This is a genomic window from Streptomyces sp. NRRL F-2580, assembly GCF_000720115.1.
GTDB lineage: Bacteria > Actinomycetota > Actinomycetes > Streptomycetales > Streptomycetaceae > Streptomyces.
Window position 1 is genome coordinate 51,839 of the sequence record NZ_JOIR01000025.1, and the last position, 14,326, is coordinate 66,164.

A 14,326-nucleotide genomic window follows, 5' to 3' on the forward strand; every position below is an offset into this window, starting at 1 on the left:
CGTCACAAGGAGATCCCCCCGTGACCACCGAAGCAGCGCCGCCGCCGGGCAGCGCGGGAACGCCCCTGGCCGGCCCCACGGCCGAAGATTTCGCGAGCGTCCAGCAGAGCGCCGAGTTCGCCGAACTGCGGAGCTCCTACCGCTCCTTCGCCTTCCCGCTCACCGTGGCCTTCATCGCCTGGTACCTGCTCTACGTCCTGCTGTCCAACTACGCGGGCGGCTTCATGGGGACCAAGGTCTTCGGCAACATCAACGTCGCCCTCGTGCTCGGCCTCGCCCAGTTCGCGACGACCTTCCTCATCGCCTGGCTGTACGCGCGGCACGCCGCCACCCGGCTCGACCCCAAGGCGGAGGCCATCAAGGCGCGGATGGAGGCGGGGGAATGAGCGGCGCGCTCCACCTGACGACGGCCGCGGGCGCCTCCGAGCACCGTCCGCTGATCATCACCCTGTTCGGGCTGTTCGTCGTCGCCACCCTGATCATCACCGTCTGGGCCGGCCGCCAGACCAAGGACGCCGCCGACTTCTACGCGGGCGGCCGCCAGTTCACCGGCTTCCAGAACGGCCTCGCCATCTCCGGCGACTACATGTCCGCCGCGTCCTTCCTCGGCATCGCCGGAGCCATCGCCCTCTTCGGCTACGACGGCTTCCTCTACTCCATCGGCTTCCTCGTCGCCTGGCTCGTCGCCCTGCTCCTCGTCGCCGAGCCGCTGCGCAACTCCGGCCGCTACACGATGGGCGACGTGCTCGCCTACCGGATGCGCCAGCGGCCCGTCCGGACCGCCGCCGGCACCTCCACCATCGTGGTCTCGATCTTCTACCTGCTCGCCCAGATGGCGGGCGCCGGCGTGCTCGTCTCGCTGCTCCTGGGCATCACCAGCGACGGCGGCAAGGTCGCCATCGTCGCGCTCGTCGGCGTCCTGATGATCGTCTACGTGACCATCGGCGGCATGAAGGGCACCACCTGGGTCCAGATGGTCAAGGCCGTCCTGCTCATCGCGGGCACCCTCCTCATCACCTTCCTGGTGCTGGTGAAGTTCAACTTCAACATCTCCGACCTGCTGGGCAAGGCCGCGGAGAACAGCGGACAGGGGGCGAAGTTCCTCGAGCCGGGGATGAAGTACGGCAAGGACTCGACCTCGAAGCTGGACTTCATCTCGCTCGGCATCGCCCTGGTCCTGGGCACCGCCGGCCTGCCGCACATCCTGATCCGCTTCTACACGGTGCCCACCGCGAAGGCCGCGCGGAAGTCCGTGAACTGGGCCATCGGCATCATCGGTGCCTTCTACCTGATGACCATCGCCCTCGGGTTCGGCGCCGCGGCCCTGCTCGACCGGGACGAGATCATCAAGTCCAACAAGGCGGGCAACACGGCGGCGCCGCTGCTCGCCCAGGCGGTCGGCGGAGGCCCGGACTCCACCGGCGGTGCCGTCCTGCTCGCCGTGATCTCCGCGGTCGCCTTCGCCACCATCCTCGCCGTGGTCGCGGGCCTCACCCTCGCCTCCTCCTCGTCCTTCGCGCACGACCTGTACGTGAACGTGATCCGCAAGGGCAAGGCCACCGAGAAGGAGGAGGTGCGCGCCGCCCGCTGGTCCACGGTCGTCATCGGCGCCGTCGCCATCGGCCTGGGGGCCCTGGCCCGCGACCTCAACGTCGCCGGGCTGGTCGCGCTCGCCTTCGCGGTCGCCGCCTCCGCCAACCTGCCGACGATCCTCTACAGCCTCTTCTGGAAGCGCTTCACCACCCAGGGCGCGCTCTGGTCCATCTACGGCGGGCTGATCTCGGCGGTCGGCCTGGTGCTCTTCTCCCCGGTCGTCTCCGGGAAGCCCACCTCGATGTTCAAGGACGCGGACTTCTTCTGGTTCCCGCTGGAGAACCCGGGCATCATCTCGATCCCCCTCGGCTTCTTCCTGGGCTGGCTCGGAACCGTCCTCTCCAAGGAGGAGGCCGACCCCCAGAAGTTCGCCGAGCTGGAGGTGCGCTCCCTCACGGGAACAGGGGCGCACTGACATCATCCGAACACCCAGCGTGGCCGCGTCGTAGGTCCCTACGACGCGGCCACGTTACGTCTCGTTCATTTGGGCACATCTTCGCGACACGGGCGTCGCGTAGGCTCGAAACAGAACGCGTGAAGTAGATCCAAATGTCGCGCGTACCTCTAGATCCGGACAGGGGAGGGGGCCCACAGTGCTTCTCGACACCTACGGCCGCGTGGCCACTGACCTGCGCGTCTCACTCACCGACCGGTGCAACCTGCGCTGCACGTACTGCATGCCCGAAGAGGGGCTGCAGTGGCTCGGGAAGTCCGATCTGCTCAGCGACGACGAGATCGTCCGGCTGATCCGCATCGCCGTCACACAGCTCGGCATCACCGAGGTCCGCTTCACCGGCGGCGAGCCGCTGCTCCGGCCCGGCCTGGTCGGGATCGTCGAGCAGTGCGCGGCTCTGGAACCCCGCCCCAAGATGTCGCTGACCACGAACGGCATCGGTCTCAAGCGCACCGCGCAGGCCCTCAAGGCGGCCGGCCTGGACCGGGTCAACGTCTCCCTGGACACCCTGCGCCCCGAGGTCTTCAAGACCCTCACCCGCCGCGACCGGCACAAGGACGTCATCGAGGGCATGGCCGCGGCCCGCGAGGCCGGCCTCACCCCCGTCAAGGTCAACGCCGTCCTCATGCCCGGGCTCAACGACGACGAGGCCCCCGACCTGCTGGCCTGGGCCGTGGAGAACGAGTACGAGCTCCGCTTCATCGAGCAGATGCCCCTCGACGCCCAGCACGGCTGGAAGCGCGACGGCATGATCACCGCCGGGGACATCCTGCAGTCGCTGCGCACCCGCTTCACGCTCACCGAGGAAGGCGCCGCCGAGCGCGGCTCCGCCCCGGCCGAGCGCTGGGTGGTCGACGGCGGCCCGGCCACCGTCGGCGTCATCGCCTCCGTCACCCGCCCGTTCTGCGGCGCCTGCGACCGTACGCGGCTCACGGCCGACGGCCAGATCCGTACGTGCCTGTTCGCCACCGAGGAGTCGGACCTGCGCGCCGCCCTGCGCTCGGGCGCCCCGGACGAGGAGATCGCCCGGCTGTGGAAGGTGGCGATGTGGGGCAAGAAGGCCGGGTCCGGCCTCGACGACCCGTCGTTCCTGCAGCCCGACCGCCCGATGTCCGCGATCGGCGGCTGACCGGGCCGGGCAGTCGGCCGGGCCCGGCCGACTGCCGGGCTCAGCGGCCGGCCGCGGTCAGCGCAGGCGCTCCGAGCCCTCCGGCTGCACCCACTCGTCGAGCTTCACGACGTCCTTGAGGAAACCGCGGACCCCCAGGAACTGGGAGAGGTGTTCGCGGTGCTCCTCGCACGCCAGCCAGGTCTTGCGCCGCTCCGGCGTGTGCAGCGTCGGGTTGTTCCACGCCAGGACCCAGACGGCCGCGTCACGGCAGCCCTTGGCGGAGCAGGTGGGGGTTTCGTCGGGGCCGGCGGGGACACCGGAAGTGTCTGAGGAAGTCACGGCCCAACCCTAGAACGGAAAGGCGACGCCGAGCAGCCACGGGGGGAGCTGCCCGGCGTCGGTCCGTCGCTCCGACGGGGGATGCGGAGCGCGTGAGCAGTATGTCACGCAGGACCCGGTGGAGTGCACCGGAACTTCATGATTGATCTGAGCTTTTCTTGAGGTTTCCCGCCTCCAGCGCCGGCCGCACCGGAGCGGGGATGAAGTGGGAGGGCAGCGAGGGCGTCGACTCGCGCCCCGCGTTGGCGATGACCACGGCCACGTACGGCAGCAGGGCTCCCGCGACGAGCGTCACGATGGCCACCGGGCGCTGCACGTTCCACAACAGCACGGTCGCGATGACCGACAGCGTCCTGATCCCCATCGAGATGACGTACCGGCGCTGGCGGCCCCGCACGTCCTCGTCGAGGCCCATCCGCGCACCGGTGATCCGGAACACCTCGGCCCCGTTCCGCTTCTGCCGCTTCGTCCGTTCCACGCTCCACCGCCCGATCGCCAGCCGGGCGCTTCCCGGCCCGGACCCTCCCCACCGTACGCCGCCCCCGCACCCGCGAGGAGAGGGGGCACCCCCGCGGGAGGGTGCCCGAAATGCGCGGTACGCGGGACGGGCCGAAACTGGGCCCACGTGCGCACAACGCGCGCCAGGAGGAGGCTCGACATGTCTTGGTTGTGGGCGATCATCGTCGGTTTCGTGCTGGGGCTGATAGCCCGGGCCATCCTGCCGGGCAAACAGCACCAGCCCCTCTGGCTGACCACCCTCTTCGGCATCGCCGGCGCGGTCCTCGGCAACGCCGTGGCCGCCTGGATCGGCGTCGGGGAGACCAAGGGCATCGACTGGACCCGGCACCTGCTGCAGCTCGCCGGCGCGGTCCTCGTGGTCGGCCTGGGCGAAATGCTCTACGGAGCGATCCGGGGCCGCAAGCGCCAGATGACCTGAGGCCCTCCCGGATCACGGCGGAGGGGCCGGCCGGACCGTCAAGTCCGAACCGGCCCCTCCGCCGTGTTCCGTGCGCCGCCCCGCGCGGCGTCCCGTACGCCGTCCCGCGAGCCTCAGGCCCCGGTGACCTCGACGGCCGCCAGGTTCTTCTTGCCCCGGCGCAGCACCAGCCAGCGCCCGTGCAGCAGGTCCTCCTTGGCGGGGACCGCGTCCTCGGCGGCGACCTTCACGTTGTTCACGTAGGCCCCGCCCTCCTTCACGGTCCGGCGGCCGGCCGACTTGCTCGCGACCAGGCCGGTCTCCGCGAGCAGGTCCACGACCAGGCCCAGCTCCGGGACCCGGGCGTGCGGCAGCTCGGACAGGGCCGCGGCCAGCGTGGCCTCGTCCAGCTCCGCCAGCTCGCCCTGGCCGAACAGCGCCTTCGACGCGGCGATCACGGCGGCGCACTGGTCGGCGCCGTGCACGAGCGTGGTCAGCTCCTCCGCCAGCGCCCGCTGCGCGGCACGCGCCTGCGGTCGCTCGGCGGTCTGCGCCTCCAGCGCCTCCAGCTCCTCGCGGGACTTGAAGGACAGGATCCGCATGTAGGTGGAGATGTCCCGGTCGTCCACGTTCAGCCAGAACTGGTAGAACGCGTACGGCGTGGTCATCTCGGGGTCGAGCCAGACGGCCCCGCTCTCGGACTTGCCGAACTTGGTGCCGTCCGCCTTGACCATCAGCGGGGTCGCCAGCGCGTGCACCACCGCTCCCGGCTCGACGCGGTGGATCAGGTCGAGTCCGGCCGTCAGGTTGCCCCACTGGTCGGAGCCGCCCTGCTGGAGCACGCAGCCGTAGCGCCGGTACAGCTCCAGGAAGTCCATGCCCTGGAGCAGCTGGTAGCTGAACTCGGTGTAGCTGATGCCCTGGTCGGAGTCGAGCCGCTTGGCGACCGAGTCCTTCGTCAGCATCTTGTTGACCCGGAAGTGCTTGCCGATGTCCCGCAGGAACTCGATGGCGGACATGCCCGCCGTCCAGTCCAGGTTGTTCACCATGAGCGCCGCGTTCTCGCCCTCGAAGGACAGGAACGGCTCGATCTGGGTGCGCAGCCGGGTCACCCAGTTCGCGATGGTCTCCGGGTCGTTCAGGGTCCGCTCGGCGGTCGGCCGCGGGTCGCCGATCTGCCCGGTGGCCCCGCCGACCAGCGCCAGCGGCCGGTTCCCGGCCAGCTGGAGCCGGCGCACGGTGAGCACCTGCACCAGGTGTCCCACGTGCAGCGAGGCGGCCGTCGGGTCGAAGCCGCAATAGAACGTGACCGGACCGTCCGCGAAGGCCTTGCGCAGCGCTTCTTCATCGGTGGACTGGGCGAAGAGCCCACGCCACTTCAGTTCGTCGACGATGTCCGTCACGGTCTCTCGACTCCTTCGGATGATGGAAATTGCAACACTTCGTTGCAACGGTCAGTCTAGGCCGGTCAGACGCCCTTGCTGACCGAACTCATGTTGAAATCCGGGATGCGCAGCGCGGGCATCGCGGCCCGGGTGAACCAGTCGCTCCACTCGCGCGGCAGGGTCTTCTCGGTCCGTCCGGCCTCCGAGGCCCGCGACAGCAGGTCCACGGGGGACTCGTTGAAGCGGAAGTTGTTGACCTCGCCGACGACCTGCCCGTTCTCCACCAGGTAGACGCCGTCCCGGGTCAGCCCCGTGAGCAGCAGCGTGGCCGGATCCACCTCGCGGATGTACCAGAGGCAGGTCAGCAGCAGACCGCGCTCGGTCCCCGCCACCATCTCCTCCAGGGACTTCTCGCCGCCCCCGTCGAGGATCAGGTTCCCGAAGCCGGGGGAGACCGGCAGGCCGGTCAGGCCGGCCGTGTGCCGGGTCGTCGACAGCCGGGCCAGCTCGCCGTCCCGGATCCACTCGGTCGCCGGGACCGGCAGGCCGTTGTCGAAGACCGAGGCGTCGTCGCCGGAGCTGTGCGCGATCACGAACGGCGCGCTCTCCAGGCCCGGCGCGTTGGGGTCGCTGCGCAGCGTCAGCGGCAGCTCGGACAGCTTTTCGCCGAGCCGGGTGCCGCCGCCGGGCTTGGAGAAGACCGTACGGCCCTCCACCGCGTCCCGGGCCGCCGCCGACCACATCTGGTAGATCAGCAGGTCCGCCACGGCCGTCGGCGGCAGCAGGGTCTCGTACCGCCCGGCGGGCAGGTCGATCTTCCGCTCCGCCCAGCCCAGGCGCACGGCGAGCTCCGCGTCCAGCGCGGTCGGGTCCACGTCCTTGAAGTCCCGGGTGGAGCGGCCGGCCCAGGCCGAGCGCTGCCGGTCCGGCGACTTCGCGTTGAGCTCCAGCGTCCCGTTGGGCTGGTCGTGGCGCAGCCGTAGCCCGGTGGAGGTGCCGACGTACGTCGAGACCAGCTCGTGGTTGGCGAAGCCGTACAGCTCCCGGCCGCCCGCCCGGGCCCGGGCGAAGGCCTCGCCGAGGGCCGGGGCGAAGTCCGCGAACACCGCCGAGGTGGTCTCGGCCGGGGCGTCGGTGAAGTCCGGCGAGGCCGGGGTCCCGGTGACCAGCGGCTGGGCGTCCTCCGCCGGGCCCGCCCCGCGCGCGGCCGCCTCGGCGGCCCGCACCAGCGGCTCCAGGTCGGCCGCGGTCACGGCGGAGCGCGAGACGACCCCCGAGGCCGTGCCCTCCTTGCCGTCGACCGTGGCGATGACCGTCAGGGTCCGGCCCCGGGTGACGCCGTTGGTGGTGAGCGCGTTGCCCGCCCAGCGCAGGTTGGCGCTGGACTCCTCGTCGGCGATGACGACACAGCCGTCGGCGGTGGACAGCTCCAGCGCCCGCTCGACGATCTCGTGGGGCTTGGTGCGTCCGTTCGAAAGCGTGCTCATCGGCCGGCCTCCTGCGTGGTGTTCAAGATGTTCACGTCGCGGAACAGCGCGGACGGGCAGCCGTGCGAGACCGCCGCCACCTGGCCGGGCTGGGCCTTGCCGCAGTTGAAGGCGCCGCCCAGGACGTAGGTCTGCGGGCCGCCGACCTTCTCCATCGAGCCCCAGAAATCGGTCGTGGTGGCCTGGTACGCGACGTCCCGCAGCTGGCCGGCCAGCCGGCCGTTCTCGATCCGGAAGAACCGCTGCCCGGTGAACTGGAAGTTGTAGCGCTGCATGTCGATCGACCAGGAGCGGTCGCCGACCACGTAGATCCCGCGCTCCACCCCGCCGATCAGGTCCTCGGTCGAGAGCCCGCCCGGATCCGGCTGCAGGGAGACGTTCGCCATCCGCTGGACGGGCACGTGCCCGGGGGAGTCGGCGTAGGCGCAGCCGTTGGAGCGGCCGAGGCCGGTCAGCTTCGCGATCCGCCGGTCCAGCTGGTAGCCGACCAGGGTGCCGTCCTTGACCAGGTCCCAGGACTGCGCCTGGACGCCCTCGTCGTCGTACCCGATGGTCGCCAGACCGTGCTCCGCCGTGCGGTCACCGGTCACGTTCATGATCGAGGAGCCGTACGTCAGCTTGTTGAGCTGGTCGAAGGTGGCGAAGGAGGTCCCCGCGTACGCCGCCTCGTAGCCCAGCGCCCGGTCCAGCTCGGTGGCGTGGCCGATGGACTCGTGGATGGTGAGCCACAGGTTGGACGGGTCCACCACCAGGTCGTAGCGCCCGGCCTCGACGCTCGGCGCCCGCATCTTCTCGGCGAGCAGGCCGGGGATCTGCTCCAGCTCGGTGTTCCAGTCCCAGCCGGTGCCGGTCAGGTACTCCCAGCCGCGGCCGGCGGGCGGGGCGATGGTGCGCATCGAGTCGAACTCGCCGGTCGTGCCGTTCACGGCGACCGCCGTGAGCTGCGGGTGGATCCGCACCCGCTGCTGCGTGGTCGAGGTGCCCGCGGTGTCGGCGTAGAACTTGTTCTCGTGCACGGCGAGCAGCGAGGCGTCCACATGCGCCACCCCGTCGGCGGCCAGCAGCCGCGCGCTCCAGTCGGCGAGCAGCGCCGCCTTCTCGGCGTCCGGCACCTCGAACGGGTTCACGTCGTAGGCGGAGATCCAGGTGCGGTCCGCGTGCACGGGCTCGTCGGCGAGCTCCACGCGCTCGTCCGAACCGGCGGCCTTGATCACCTGGGCGGACAGCTTCGCCATGGCCACGGCCTGCGAGGCCACCTTGGCGGCGGCGTCCATGGTCAGGTCCACACCGGAGGCGAATCCCCAGCTGCCCCCGTGGACCACCCGGACCGCGAATCCGAGGTCGGTGGTGTCGGACCCGCCGGCGGGCTTGGCGTCGCGCAGGCGCCAGGAGGCGCTGCGGATCCGCTCCAGCCGGAAGTCGGCATGCTCGGCGCCCAGCGCGCGGGCCCGGGCGAGCGCCGCGTCGGCGAGCGCCCGCAAGGGAAGCGCGGTGAAGGCCGCGTCGATGGAATGGGGCACGGAAGTCCTCCCGGGGTCGGAGCCGGTCGCCCCGATCATGTCGCGACCGGGGCCTTCGTGCCTACATCTTTCTGTAGGGACTCGACAGAGCCCGCCGCGAGGCCCTGTGGGGGGTCGATTCTCCGTACGAGCGATGCGACCTATAGGTTTTTGGTATTCAGACCGCTAGCGAAAGGGTGATCCGTTGAGCCGCTCGGTTCTCGTCACCGGAGGAAACCGGGGCATCGGCCTCGCCATCGCCCGAGCCTTCGCGGAGGCCGGCGACAAGGTCGCGATCACGTTCCGGTCGGGTGAGCCGCCGGAGGCGCTCACCTCGCTCGGTGTCCTGGCGGTGCGGTGCGACATCACCGACTCCGAGCAGGTGGAGCAGGCCTACAAGCAGATCGAGGACGCGCACGGCGCGGTCGAGGTGCTGGTGGCCAACGCCGGCATCACCAAGGACACGCTGCTGATGCGGATGTCCGAGGAGGACTTCGCGTCCGTCGTCGACACGAACCTCACCGGCACGTTCCGGGTGGTCAAGCGCGCGAACCGTGGCATGCTCCGTGCCAAGAAGGGCCGCGTCGTCCTGATCTCCTCGGTCGTCGGACTGCTCGGCTCGGCGGGGCAGGCCAATTACGCCGCCTCGAAGGCCGCGCTGGTGGGCTTCGCCCGCTCGCTCGCCCGTGAGCTGGGTTCCCGCAACATCACCTTCAACGTCGTCGCCCCCGGTTTCGTGGACACCGACATGACGAAGGTGCTCACCGACGAGCAGCGCGCGGGCATCGTGGGCCAGGTGCCGCTCGGCCGGTACGCGCAGCCCGAGGAGATCGCGGCAGCCGTCCGCTTCCTGGCGTCCGACGACGCCGCGTACATCACCGGAGCCGTCATTCCCGTTGACGGCGGATTGGGCATGGGTCACTGATCACCATGAGTGGAATTCTCGACGGCAAGCGCATCCTCATCACGGGGGTGCTGATGGAGTCGTCCATCGCCTTCCACACGGCCCGGCTGGCCCAGGAGCAGGGCGCCGAGGTCATCCTCACCGCCTGGCCGCGCCCGTCGCTGACCGAGCGCATCGCGAAGAAGCTGCCCAAGCCGGTCAAGGTGATCGAGCTCGACGTCACCAACGACGAGCACCTGGCCCGCCTGGAGGGCCTCGTCCGCGACGAGCTCGGCGGCCTCGACGGCGTCGTCCACTCGATCGGCTTCGCGCCGCAGGACGCCCTCGGCGGCAACTTCCTGAACACCCCGTTCGAATCGGTCGCCACCGCCATGCACGTCTCGGCGTTCTCGCTGAAGTCGCTGGCCATGGCCTGCAAGCCGCTGTTCCCGGCGGAGGGCGCGGCCATCGTCGGCCTCACCTTCGACGCGCAGTTCGCCTGGCCGCAGTACGACTGGATGGGCCCGGCCAAGGCCGCCCTGGAGGCCACCAGCCGCTACCTCGCCCGCGACCTGGGCAAGGAGAACATCCGCTGCAACCTGGTCTCGGCCGGTCCGATCGGCTCCATGGCCGCGAAGTCCATCCCGGGATTCGGCGAGCTGGCCGAGGTCTGGAACACCCGCTCCATGCTGGAGTGGGACATGAGCGACCCGGAGCCCACGGGCAAGGGCGTCGTGGCCCTGCTGTCGGACTGGTTCCCGAAGACCACCGGTGAGATCGTCCACGTGGACGGCGGCCTGCACGCGATGGGTGCCTGACCTCCGGTCGGGGCTCCTGAGTCCGTACGGCGGCGGCCGCGCTCCCCTTCCGGGGGGCGCGGCCGCCGCCATTTGCCGTGCCCCGCGGCCGACGCTCGCTCGTATGTCCACCGGCCGACCGGATCTTCCCGAGTCGAAAACCGTGACAGATGCCTGCAAACTGGCCAGGCCGGGATCTTCCCGGCTGCTGCGGGGAGGAGGGTAGGAGTGCGAGCGAGGCCGAGCCGAACGGTATCGATGCTGGTCACCTCGGTGATCCTGACCGGACTCCTGGTCCCCGGAGCCGCCGCGGAGCCCATGGGAGACGAACCGGCACCCGGCCCCGAAGCGGTGGCCCCCGCCGTCGTGGAGCTCGCCGAGATCCCCGCCGAACCCCCCGTCCAGCCCTCCCGCCCCGCCGGGCGGGAACTCTTCGGAGCCGACTGCGACACCACGATCGAGGGCTCGCAGGTGACGGCGAACTGCCACAACGCCTACCCGGGGACCGACCTGCTGCGGCTGCACGTCGAATGCGACCGCTGGTGGGACGTCGACGGGGACGGCGCCGCCGTCGCCGTCGGACCCGCCGGCCGGGTGGAGCTCACCGGGCGCTGCTGGAAAGAGGTCCGCTCGGCCTGGATCACCCACCAGCGGGCGTGAGCGGGTCTCCGTCCGTGTTCTTGCCGAGGCAGGCGAAGGGGTAACCCGCCGCCTCCGAGGCCGCCGCGTCCCCGTCGCCCCGCCGGATCGCCTCGATCAGCCGGGCGTGGTCCAGATGGGCCGAGGGGTGCAGCTCGGTGCCCACGTCCGCCCGCAGCCAGTCGGCCACCAGGTCGCCGAGGTCCGCGTACAGCTCGATCAGCACGTCGTTGTGCGAAGCCGTCACCACGGCCATGTGCAGGCTCACGTCCGCGGCCACGAACACCTCCGCGTCCCCGCCCGCCCAGGCCTCCTCGCGGCGCGCCAGCAGGGCGTCCAGCTGTACGAGGTCCCGCTCGGTGCGCCGCTCCGCCGCCAGCCGGGCCGCAGAGGACTCCAGCGTCGAACGCAGCTCCGCGATGTGCCGCGGCTCGGCGCCGGCGAACCGGCGGTGCATGACGCCGGCCAGCTCGCTGGTGGCGATCACGTACGTGCCCGAGCCCTGCCGGATGTCCAGGAGGCCGTTGTGCGCCAGCGCCCGCACGGCCTCGCGCACCGTGTTGCGCGCGACGCCGAGCAACTCGACGAGCTCCGGCTCGGTCGGGATGCGGGCGCCGACCGGCCACTCGCCGGAGGTGATCTGGTTCCGCAGCTGGGTAATCACCTGATCGACGAGAACGGAGCGCCGGGGCGAGGTCAGCGGCATGGGTTCCTCTCAAGAGCGACTGGACAACCAATCATCCCATGATTCTATGATGGTGGGATGTCCGACGAAGAAATCCAGACGCTCGACCGGCCCGCCGGGAGCAACCGGCCCGCGCCGCAGGCCGCGGCGGACCGCGTGGCGGCCGCCACCACCCCGCACGCGACCTCGCAGCCGGCCTGGCTCGGCCCGGTGCTCATCGTCGGAATCGTGCTGGCCGCCCTCAACCTGCGGCCCGCCATCACCAGCCTCGGCGCCCTCTTCGAGGAGACCCGCACGGGCCTCGGCATGAGCGGCACCGTCGCCGGACTGATCACCTCCGTCCCGGCCCTCTGCTTCGCCGTCTTCGGCGTCACCGCGCCCCGGCTCTCCCGCCGCTTCGGCCCGGCCGCCGTCGTCTGCGCCGGCATGGCCGCCGTCGCCACCGGCCTGCTGATCCGCCCCTTCACCAACGGGGCCGTGGGCTTCCTGGCCGCCAGCTCCCTGTCCCTGGCCGGCATAGCCCTCACCAACGTCCTGCTCCCCGTGATCGTCAAGCGCTACTTCCCGGACCGGGTCGGCACCATGATCGGCCTCTACTCCATGGCCCTGGCCGCGGGCACCTCGCTCGCCGCCGCCGCCACCGTCCCGCTGACCGCCGCCCTCGGCGGCAGCTGGCGCACCGGCCTGCTCATGTGGGCCTCCCTCGCCGTGGTCGCCGTACTGCTGTGGCTGCCCATCGCCCGCGCCGCCCGGCGCGCCGACCGGGCCCAGGCCGCGGCCGCCGCCGACGCGGGCGGCGCCGTACGGGCCGACGCGGGCCCGCGGGTCGTCCGCAGCCGCACCGCCTGGGCCCTCGCCTGCTACTTCGGCCTCCAGGCCACCGGCGCGTACATCACCATGGGCTGGCTCCCGCAGATCTTCCGCGACGCCGGGGTCTCGGCCTCCACCGCCGGCGTGCTCCTCGCCGTCACCATGGTCATGGGCGTCCCCCTCGCCTTCGTCATCCCGGGCCTCGCCGGCCGGATGAAGAACCAGGGCGCCATCGCCGCCGTCCTCGGCGTCTTCGGCCTCACCGGCTACCTCGGGCTCTACTTCGCCCCCGCCGCCGGAGCCTGGGCCTGGGCGCTCCTGCTCGGCATCTCCAACTGCGCCTTCCCCCTCGTCATCACCCTCATCGGGCTGCGCGCCAAGTCCCCGGCCGGCGTGGTGAAGCTCTCCGCCTTCGCCCAGAGCACCGGCTACCTCATCTCCATCCCCGGCCCCCTCCTCATCGGCGCCCTCTACCAGCACAGCGGCGGCTGGGACCTGCCGCTCGCCCTGATGGCGGGCCTGCTCGTCCCGCAGATCGCGCTCGGCGTCCTGGCGGGCAGGGACCGCACGATCGAGGACGAATGCGGCATGCGAGACTGACCGACATGTCGCCCGTACTTGAACCGAACCCGCAGGACGGCCGCAAGAAGCTCGGCCTCGTCCTCGGCGCGATCCTCGCCATCACCCTGGTCATCTCCGTGATCGCGACCATCGCGTCCCCCTGACGGCGGCCGCCCCGCCGTGGGGGTGGGGACAACCCCACCACCCCTAGGGGGTCAGGCTCAGGGTGAAGTGGGGTGTGCCCCGGATGGGTACGGCCGCAGCGGATCCGTAGATTCGTGAACAGCGAGCCAGTCCCGTCCGCACACCCACGGAGGCGGCCATGTCGGCCCCCACGCACACCCGGTCCCTCCCGTCCGCCGCCCCCCGGGCCCGCGCCACCGCCGGCGCCGGCACCCGGCTGCACTGGTGGGCGCTGGCCCTGCCCGCCCTCGCCTTCGGCCTCCTGCTGATGCTCCTCGCCGGCTCCGGGGAGGCCCACGCGGCCACCGGCGAGGTCTCCTCCCTGGTCCAGGTCGCGGAGCAGCTCCTGCGCGCCGTCGGCTGACCTCCCGAGCGCCCCTCGTCTCCTGGGGTGAGCCCCCCCAACACCCTGCGCCCCGTAGCTTGTTTCATGCGAAGCTGGGAGTCATGAGCGCCGACACACCCCGCAGGATCGCCCTCCTCCGGCACGCCAAGGCCGACTGGCCCGAGGTGCCCGACCACGACCGTCCCCTGGCGGAACGAGGCCGCAAGGACGCGCCGGCCGTCGGTCTGAAGCTCGCCGAGAGCGGCATCGCCTTCGACCTGGCCCTCTGCTCCACCGCGGCCCGCACCAGGGAGACCTGGAAGCTCGCCGTCCAGGAGATGCCGCACCGGCCGAAGACCCACTACGAGGAGAGGCTCTACGACGCCTCGCTGGGCGAGCTCATCGCCCTGCTGAACGAAACCTCCGACGAGGTCTCCGACCTCCTCCTCATCGGCCACAACCCCGGCATGCACGCCCTCGCCGACGCCCTCTCGGGGCGCGCGGAGGGAGACACCCTGGCGCGGATGACCCGTACGGGATTCCCGACCGCGGCCCTCGCCGTCGTCTCCTTCACCGGATCGTGGAAGTCCGTGGAGCACGGGGTGGGCACCCTGCTCGACTACTGGACCCCCAAGGGACACTGACCGGCCCGACCAGCC

The 14,326-nt window shown here is 71.2% G+C and carries 17 protein-coding genes; 11 read left to right on the top strand and 6 right to left on the bottom strand.

Annotated elements, in window-relative coordinates; all coding sequences use genetic code 11:
- Nucleotides 1-20 precede the first annotated feature (20 nt).
- From IF88_RS0125490 to moaA, 3 genes are all read left to right on the top strand, one after another.
- Nucleotides 21-386: a DUF485 domain-containing protein gene (locus tag IF88_RS0125490; RefSeq protein ID WP_030716977.1), complete on the top strand. Its 366-nt coding sequence runs from the start codon at nucleotides 21-23 to the stop codon at nucleotides 384-386.
- Nucleotides 383-2,008: a cation acetate symporter gene (locus tag IF88_RS0125495; RefSeq protein WP_030716981.1), complete on the top strand. Its 1,626-nt coding sequence runs from the start codon at nucleotides 383-385 to the stop codon at nucleotides 2,006-2,008. Before IF88_RS0125490 ends, IF88_RS0125495 begins: the two co-directional genes overlap by 4 nt.
- Nucleotides 2,009-2,186: 178 nt before the next feature.
- Nucleotides 2,187-3,176, top strand: a complete 990-nt coding sequence (moaA, locus tag IF88_RS0125500; protein WP_030716984.1) for a GTP 3',8-cyclase MoaA — start codon at nucleotides 2,187-2,189, stop codon at nucleotides 3,174-3,176.
- 57 nt (nucleotides 3,177-3,233) lie between these two features.
- Here moaA and IF88_RS0125505 read toward each other — a convergent pair whose 3' ends face one another.
- The gene (locus tag IF88_RS0125505; RefSeq protein WP_051837531.1) at nucleotides 3,234-3,497 is read right to left on the bottom strand and encodes a hypothetical protein; all 264 of its coding nucleotides are present in this window, start codon (nucleotides 3,495-3,497) and stop codon (nucleotides 3,234-3,236) included.
- 136 nt (nucleotides 3,498-3,633) lie between these two features.
- Nucleotides 3,634-3,912 carry a DUF3099 domain-containing protein gene (locus tag IF88_RS48205; RefSeq protein WP_051837537.1) on the bottom strand — a complete coding sequence of 93 codons (279 nt, stop codon included), beginning with the start codon at nucleotides 3,910-3,912 and terminating at the stop codon, nucleotides 3,634-3,636.
- 243 nt (nucleotides 3,913-4,155) lie between these two features.
- Here IF88_RS48205 and IF88_RS0125515 point away from each other — a divergent pair, with 243 nt between their 5' ends.
- Nucleotides 4,156-4,434, top strand: coding sequence for a GlsB/YeaQ/YmgE family stress response membrane protein (locus tag IF88_RS0125515; RefSeq protein ID WP_030716994.1), 279 nt, complete (start codon nucleotides 4,156-4,158; stop codon nucleotides 4,432-4,434).
- A 113-nt stretch (nucleotides 4,435-4,547) separates the two neighbouring features.
- On the opposite strand, the gene tyrS is transcribed toward IF88_RS0125515, so the two are convergent.
- The 3 genes from tyrS to IF88_RS0125530 form a co-directional block, all read right to left on the bottom strand.
- Entirely contained in the window at nucleotides 4,548-5,816 is a 1,269-nt protein-coding gene (tyrS, locus tag IF88_RS0125520) for a tyrosine--tRNA ligase (protein WP_030716996.1), read from the bottom strand.
- 65 nt (nucleotides 5,817-5,881) lie between these two features.
- Nucleotides 5,882-7,285, bottom strand: coding sequence for a metallopeptidase TldD-related protein (locus tag IF88_RS0125525; protein ID WP_030716998.1), 1,404 nt, complete (start codon nucleotides 7,283-7,285; stop codon nucleotides 5,882-5,884).
- Nucleotides 7,282-8,805, bottom strand: coding sequence for a TldD/PmbA family protein (locus tag IF88_RS0125530; RefSeq protein ID WP_030717000.1), 1,524 nt, complete (start codon nucleotides 8,803-8,805; stop codon nucleotides 7,282-7,284). The genes IF88_RS0125525 and IF88_RS0125530 overlap by 4 nt, the downstream gene beginning before the upstream one ends.
- Before the next feature lie 184 nt (nucleotides 8,806-8,989).
- Between IF88_RS0125530 and fabG the strand changes: the two genes are divergently transcribed.
- The 3 genes from fabG (at nucleotide 8,990) to IF88_RS0125545 (ending at nucleotide 11,124) form a co-directional block, all read left to right on the top strand.
- The gene (gene fabG, locus IF88_RS0125535; protein WP_030717003.1) at nucleotides 8,990-9,709 is read left to right on the top strand and encodes a 3-oxoacyl-[acyl-carrier-protein] reductase; all 720 of its coding nucleotides are present in this window, start codon (nucleotides 8,990-8,992) and stop codon (nucleotides 9,707-9,709) included.
- 5 nt (nucleotides 9,710-9,714) lie between these two features.
- A complete protein-coding gene (gene fabI / locus IF88_RS0125540) occupies nucleotides 9,715-10,485 on the top strand; it encodes an enoyl-ACP reductase FabI (RefSeq protein ID WP_030717006.1) in 771 nt (256 codons plus the stop codon).
- A gap of 207 nt (nucleotides 10,486-10,692) precedes the next feature.
- Nucleotides 10,693-11,124 (top strand): hypothetical protein, encoded by a 432-nt coding sequence (locus tag IF88_RS0125545; protein ID WP_078893134.1) that lies wholly within the window; start codon nucleotides 10,693-10,695, stop codon nucleotides 11,122-11,124.
- Here the strand turns inward: IF88_RS0125545 and IF88_RS0125550 are convergent.
- Nucleotides 11,105-11,809 carry a FadR/GntR family transcriptional regulator gene (locus IF88_RS0125550; RefSeq protein WP_051837534.1) on the bottom strand — a complete coding sequence of 235 codons (705 nt, stop codon included), beginning with the start codon at nucleotides 11,807-11,809 and terminating at the stop codon, nucleotides 11,105-11,107. The genes IF88_RS0125545 and IF88_RS0125550 overlap by 20 nt on opposite strands.
- Nucleotides 11,810-11,866: 57 nt before the next feature.
- On the opposite strand from IF88_RS0125550, the gene IF88_RS0125555 reads away from it, so the two are divergent.
- From IF88_RS0125555 to IF88_RS0125570, 4 genes are all read left to right on the top strand, one after another.
- A complete protein-coding gene (locus IF88_RS0125555) occupies nucleotides 11,867-13,198 on the top strand; it encodes a CynX/NimT family MFS transporter (RefSeq protein WP_030717014.1) in 1,332 nt (443 codons plus the stop codon).
- 5 nt (nucleotides 13,199-13,203) lie between these two features.
- Nucleotides 13,204-13,323, top strand: a complete 120-nt coding sequence (locus tag IF88_RS49100) for an SGM_5486 family transporter-associated protein (protein WP_267884526.1) — start codon at nucleotides 13,204-13,206, stop codon at nucleotides 13,321-13,323.
- A 158-nt stretch (nucleotides 13,324-13,481) separates the two neighbouring features.
- Nucleotides 13,482-13,706, top strand: a complete 225-nt coding sequence (locus tag IF88_RS0125565; RefSeq protein WP_030717017.1) for a hypothetical protein — start codon at nucleotides 13,482-13,484, stop codon at nucleotides 13,704-13,706.
- Nucleotides 13,707-13,789: 83 nt separating this feature from the next.
- On the top strand, nucleotides 13,790-14,311 hold the full coding sequence (locus IF88_RS0125570; RefSeq protein ID WP_030717020.1) for a SixA phosphatase family protein: 522 nt from the start codon (nucleotides 13,790-13,792) through the stop codon (nucleotides 14,309-14,311).
- Nucleotides 14,312-14,326: the final 15 nt, after the last annotated feature.